Here is a 4,721-nt window from a genome sequence, read left to right as displayed (position 1 = left end):
GCTTCGTGAGGTGCGGGATCTGCTCGGCGGCCAACCGGCTCGCGGTGATCACGTGGTCCGGCGTATTGCCGCGCACCAGAACGAGATTGGGGGCGCGCCATACCCCGCGCGCCATCTTCCACTCGGTGATGCGCACCATCTCGTCATGCACCACATAGCCCGGCCTGCGCGACGCGATCAGCGCCGGCAACTCGGTGCGATACCATGCGTCGTGCTCCACCAGTCGCCCCGAGGGCACAGACGCGATCGCGGCATCGTAGCCGGCGAGGGCGTCAGACCACCGCGCCTCGTGCTCCGACGCCCACAACGTGCCACTGGGCGTCGGCGTCCCCATCGCGTCGGCCGCGGCCTCGGCCGTCACTTCATCTCCACCTGCGACTTGAGCGAGGCCAGTCCATCCTCGAAGTCCTTGCCGATCATCGTGTCCATGTTCATGAACACGCCAGCGATCTTGGAGAGGAAGGAATTGGGGCCACGCATGGCCCACGTGACGCGTGTGCCACCCTCCGCCGGCTCGAGGTTGAACTCGACCACGTTGTGCCCCTCGATCGGCTTCAGCATGTCGAGTTGCATCGTGAGCTTCGACGGAGGCATCAGCTCGCGCATGGTCATCGTGCCCTCACCGGCTTTGGCGTTCCCGCTCCAATACATGCTCGCGCCGGCCGCGCCCGGGGTGCCGTTGAACACCTTCTTCATGGCCGGATCGAGCTTGTCGTACGGTGACCAGGCGCTCCACTGGTGCAAGTCGGCGATCTTCGGAAAGATCACCTCAGCCGGTGCGGCGATCACCACCGCGCGTTCAATGGCGAACGAGTCCGGCTGGCGCGACGCCAGGAGCAGCAGCGCGCCCAGCAGAACGAGGAGAATGATGCTGACGATTTTGAGCATGCGCGTCCTGGCCGGGTGAAGGCGACGGGGGTGGGCGATCGACGAACCCGTCGCTGATATAGTGCGAAATGGGCCGCGACGGCGCCACCCACGTGCCCACCCACGCGCGTCGATTGACGCTCAGTCGCGCGGCAACGTCAGAGGCTGGACGGTGCGGGTGCGCCAGCCCCCGCCGGGGGCGCGTTGCAGCGTGAGTCGCCACGCCGAGTGGCAGTGCTCGCCGCAGGTACGCGCAACCACGACCGCGACGCGGTTGATACCGTCGGCGAGCACCGGGAGGCGCACCGGACGGGTCAGCGTGATGATCCCGCTGCTGGCCGGGAATCGTTGGAACCACGCCTCCCAGCCATCTGGTGACGCGCGGAACTGCTCCTCCATCGTGGCCAGCGACTCGACGTGCACCGGCAGCGGCAGGGCGAGGGCGGCCGTGTCCGGTTGCTGCGCGTCGACCGCCACGCCGGCCGCCTGCAGCAGGCGCAGCGTCGGTGACGGATGCGCGCCATCGTTCCAGAACACCAGGATCCGGGCATGTTCGCGCTCCACGAACAGCGTCAGCACGGCGGCCCGTTGCACCGCCATCGCCTCCCGCTCGCTCAGGGTCCCGGGGGTGCGCCTCACCACGGCCGTACACACCAGCGCGCCGAGGAGCAGCGCGCCGAGCCCGCCGGTGCCGATGGCCAGCGCGCGGCGCATCCCGAACCGAGGCCGGCGCGGGCTAGGCGTCGTCGTTCGCGGCGGCCGCGACGTCGTCCACCAGCGCCTGGAGCTTGCCGATGGTGTTCCAGTTGCGCGCCGTGACGCGGTCCCCGAGGATCGCCGCGACGGCGTCCACGAGTTCGCTCTCGGTGGCGCCCTCGGGTGCGTGCTGGTACGCGGCCCGCGCTCCCAGATGGAGCTGCTCATGCCCCCAGTCCTGCTCGAGCAACGGAAGCAGCGCATGGCGATCGGCGGCCTCCTGCCAGATCGACACGAAGAGGCGGCTCGGGTCGACGTCGTCGCCATCGATGGCGTTCTCGTCGATAATCAGATCGAGCTCGGCCGCCGTGACCACCACGACGCGCGTGGACACCTTCATGCGCTGCAGGATGCCTTGTTCGAGGGCGATCGCCGCCTCGTGGGTGGGGGTGCCGTGCGCGGCGTACACCAGATTGCCGCTGTTCAGCAGCGTGCGGGGGGTGCCGAAACCGAGACTGCGGGCGAGGTCGCGCAGCTCCAGCATCGGCACTTTCTTGGTGCCCCCCACATTTACGCCGCGGAGCAGGGCGATGTGGACGTCGTCTCGGTCCCGGGAAATTCGTGCCATGGCGCAGTATAGCCAGGGCGCGCCTGGGCGTGGGGGACCGGCGAGCTCGACACTGCCACCGGCCGCGGCCGCTGGGAGTGGCTCGTGGATGGAGGCAAGTGACGGTCCCACATGGAGCTAGGCGACCGGGGTCACGAAAAAAGAGTTGTCAGCCTGTTTGCGTTTCCGAGGGACACCGTGTAGCTTATTCACAGCGATGCATGCGCCTCGGCGTATGGACAAGTTCCGACAGCAACGGGCCTGCCAAATCGAGCGGGTCTTTTTTGTTTGCAACGCAGTCACCGAGTGGTGGCGACCGTCGTGAGGTTGATCACGAGTACCAGGTGGTTGGTTCCGTTCTGCATCGGCTCGTCTGTCCGCGTGCTCCGACTGACACCAGCACCAAATCAGAAACAGGAGTAACGCGATGCGTACGACCGGCACTGTCAAGTGGTTCAACGACGCCAAGGGCTTCGGCTTTATCACCCCGGCGAACGGACAGAAGGATTGCTTCGTTCACCATTCTGCCATCCAGGGCGGCGGCTTCAAGTCGCTGACCGAAGGCGAGACCGTTGAGTTCGACATCGTGCAGGGCCAGAAGGGTCCGGCCGCTGAGAACGTTACGCGGATGGGTCGCTAATTCGGGCATTCAGCCCTTTCGTCATGAGTGCTTCGCGTAATACGAATCACGCATGACGACCCGAAGCGCCGTGTGTCCGGACATCTGTCCGCCACACGGCGCTTCGGCGTTGTCCCCTCCCACCGGGAACCACGCATGATTGAGAGCGCACCCGCCGAACGCGCGTTTGATCCGCGCGACACAGCTGCTCGCACTTCGTTCTTGTCTTCACACCGCGCTCAGGCTGTCTGCACGCGCGAGTTTGCCCGTTTGTCCGAAGGACTCGTCGCGGCCACGAAGGTGCTGGCGGTCCAGACCTCCCTCGAACCGCCCACGGTTCGGCTGTCCCCCGATCGTTGCATCGTCCAGCTTGGCCCCGTCGCGCTCACGGTCGCGTGGCTGCGCAACGGCACCGATGTCCCGGCCGCCGGACAGTTGCTCTGCATCGTCTGGCGTGGCGTCATCGCGCCGCGCGGTGAACATGCCCCCGAACGGCGTGGATGGCGGCAGGTGCCGGCCACCCCGCAGTCGGTCTGGGAAGAGACCTGTCTTCCCTCCGCCACCAGCGAAGCCACGTGGCACTGGCATCCGGAGTCGCTGGAGCGCGAAGGTTATGCGTCTCTCGAACTCGCGGGCCGCTGTATCGAACAACTCCGGACGGCTCTCGAGGCGCTCCTGCAGGATGCGCCTATCGACTCCGGTTCCACGACCTAGTACGACGTGCGTATGCTCAAGGAGATTGTATGAAGGAAGACGCCATCGAGTTCGAAGGAGTCGTGTCAGACGTATTGCCCAGCGCGATGTTCCGGGTCGATCTCGAAAACGGACATTCATTGCTGGCCACCATGGCGGGAAAGATGCGCAAGTTCCGCATCCGTATCCTCGCCGGTGACAAGGTCACCGTCGAAGTCTCGCCGTATGACCTGAGCCGCGGCCGCATTACGTTCCGCCACAAGTAGCTCCGTCACGGCCTTGCCGGCGCAGTGTCGATTCGCATGGCGGATTCACACTGCGCGGCAGCCGCTGGACGGCACGGGCGGGCGCATCGCCTCGTGCCACGTCCGCCCCGGTCACACTCGGCTCTCGCCTGCTCATGCGCGCTGTCCGTCTCCGTGCTCCAGGGCACCCCGTCGAAGATGCCGACATCCCGATGCCACCGTGCGGTCCCGGTGACGTCCTCGTGCGTGTCCGCGCCGCCGGCATCTGCCACTCCGATGTGCACTATCGCGCCGGACGGTCGCGCGTCGAACCGCTCCCCCTCACCCTCGGACACGAAGTCGCCGGCGAGATCGCGGCGGTGGGCGAGCACGTGCGCGATCTCCGCGTGGGCGACCCGGTCTGCCTGCACTATCTGGTGATCTGCGGGCACTGCGACGATTGCCGCGCCGGCCGCGAGCAGTTCTGCGCCACCGGCAAGATGCTCGGCCACTTCACCGATGGCGGCTGGGCCGAATACATCGCCGTGCCGGCGCGCAATGCGGTGCCCCTCCCGCCTCGCGTGCCCTTCGCGCAGGGGGCCGTTATGATGTGCTCCTCGGCCACCTCCCTGCATGCCCTCCGCAAAGGCCGCCTCGCGGCGGGCGAGACGGTGCTCGTGGTCGGCGCAGGGGGCTTGGGGATGTCGGCCGTGCAGCTCGCCCGCGCCCTCGGTGCCGCCGACGTGATCGCCGTGGACCGCGACGCTGCGAAGCTGGCGCTGGCCGAACGATTCGGCGCGCGGACGATTCAGGCAGCGGATCTCACCCCCGATGAGGTCGTAGCGCAGGTGCGCGCCATGACGAATGGGCGTGGTGTCGACGTGGCGCTGGAGCTGGTCGGCAAGCCCGTCACCATGCGGACCGCGTTGCAATCTCTCGCGCCGTTGGGGCGCGCGGTCGTGGTCGGCTTGTCCGACATCGACCTGCCGGTCGACACCTATCGCGACCTCATCGG

The 4,721-nt window shown here is 67.2% G+C and carries 8 protein-coding genes; 4 read left to right on the top strand and 4 right to left on the bottom strand.

The window, feature by feature from the left end; genetic code table 11:
* The 4 genes from ACIRA7_RS14985 to ACIRA7_RS14970 all read right to left on the bottom strand — a co-directional run.
* Positions 1-361: hypothetical protein (locus tag ACIRA7_RS14985; protein WP_396221650.1), on the bottom strand; the 361-nt coding region annotated here is incomplete at its 3' end.
* Positions 358-888, bottom strand: a complete 531-nt coding sequence (locus ACIRA7_RS14980) for an SRPBCC family protein (RefSeq protein ID WP_396221649.1) — start codon at positions 886-888, stop codon at positions 358-360. The genes ACIRA7_RS14980 and ACIRA7_RS14985, both read right to left, overlap by 4 nt.
* A 120-nt stretch (positions 889-1,008) precedes the next feature.
* Positions 1,009-1,581 (bottom strand): hypothetical protein, encoded by a 573-nt coding sequence (locus ACIRA7_RS14975; RefSeq protein WP_396221648.1) that lies wholly within the window; start codon positions 1,579-1,581, stop codon positions 1,009-1,011.
* 22 nt (positions 1,582-1,603) lie between these two features.
* Positions 1,604-2,191, bottom strand: coding sequence for a DUF1697 domain-containing protein (locus ACIRA7_RS14970; RefSeq protein ID WP_396221647.1), 588 nt, complete (start codon positions 2,189-2,191; stop codon positions 1,604-1,606).
* Positions 2,192-2,597: 406 nt separating this feature from the next.
* Here ACIRA7_RS14970 and ACIRA7_RS14965 point away from each other — a divergent pair, with 406 nt between their 5' ends.
* From ACIRA7_RS14965 to ACIRA7_RS14950, 4 genes are all read left to right on the top strand, one after another.
* Positions 2,598-2,810 carry a cold shock domain-containing protein gene (locus ACIRA7_RS14965; RefSeq protein WP_171226847.1) on the top strand — a complete coding sequence of 71 codons (213 nt, stop codon included), beginning with the start codon at positions 2,598-2,600 and terminating at the stop codon, positions 2,808-2,810.
* 249 nt (positions 2,811-3,059) lie between these two features.
* Positions 3,060-3,503 carry a hypothetical protein gene (locus ACIRA7_RS14960; RefSeq protein ID WP_396221646.1) on the top strand — a complete coding sequence of 148 codons (444 nt, stop codon included), beginning with the start codon at positions 3,060-3,062 and terminating at the stop codon, positions 3,501-3,503.
* A 29-nt stretch (positions 3,504-3,532) separates the two neighbouring features.
* Positions 3,533-3,748 (top strand): translation initiation factor IF-1, encoded by a 216-nt coding sequence (gene infA, locus ACIRA7_RS14955; RefSeq protein WP_171226845.1) that lies wholly within the window; start codon positions 3,533-3,535, stop codon positions 3,746-3,748.
* Between the two features lie 134 nt (positions 3,749-3,882).
* On the top strand, positions 3,883-4,721 hold an 839-nt coding region (locus ACIRA7_RS14950; protein ID WP_396221645.1), incomplete at its 3' end, for an alcohol dehydrogenase catalytic domain-containing protein.

This window comes from Gemmatimonas sp., from assembly GCF_044376735.1.
Classification (GTDB): Bacteria; Gemmatimonadota; Gemmatimonadetes; order Gemmatimonadales; family Gemmatimonadaceae; genus Gemmatimonas.
The sequence above is the reverse complement of the archived record's forward strand: the minus strand, read 5'-3'. Positions and strand labels throughout refer to the sequence as shown.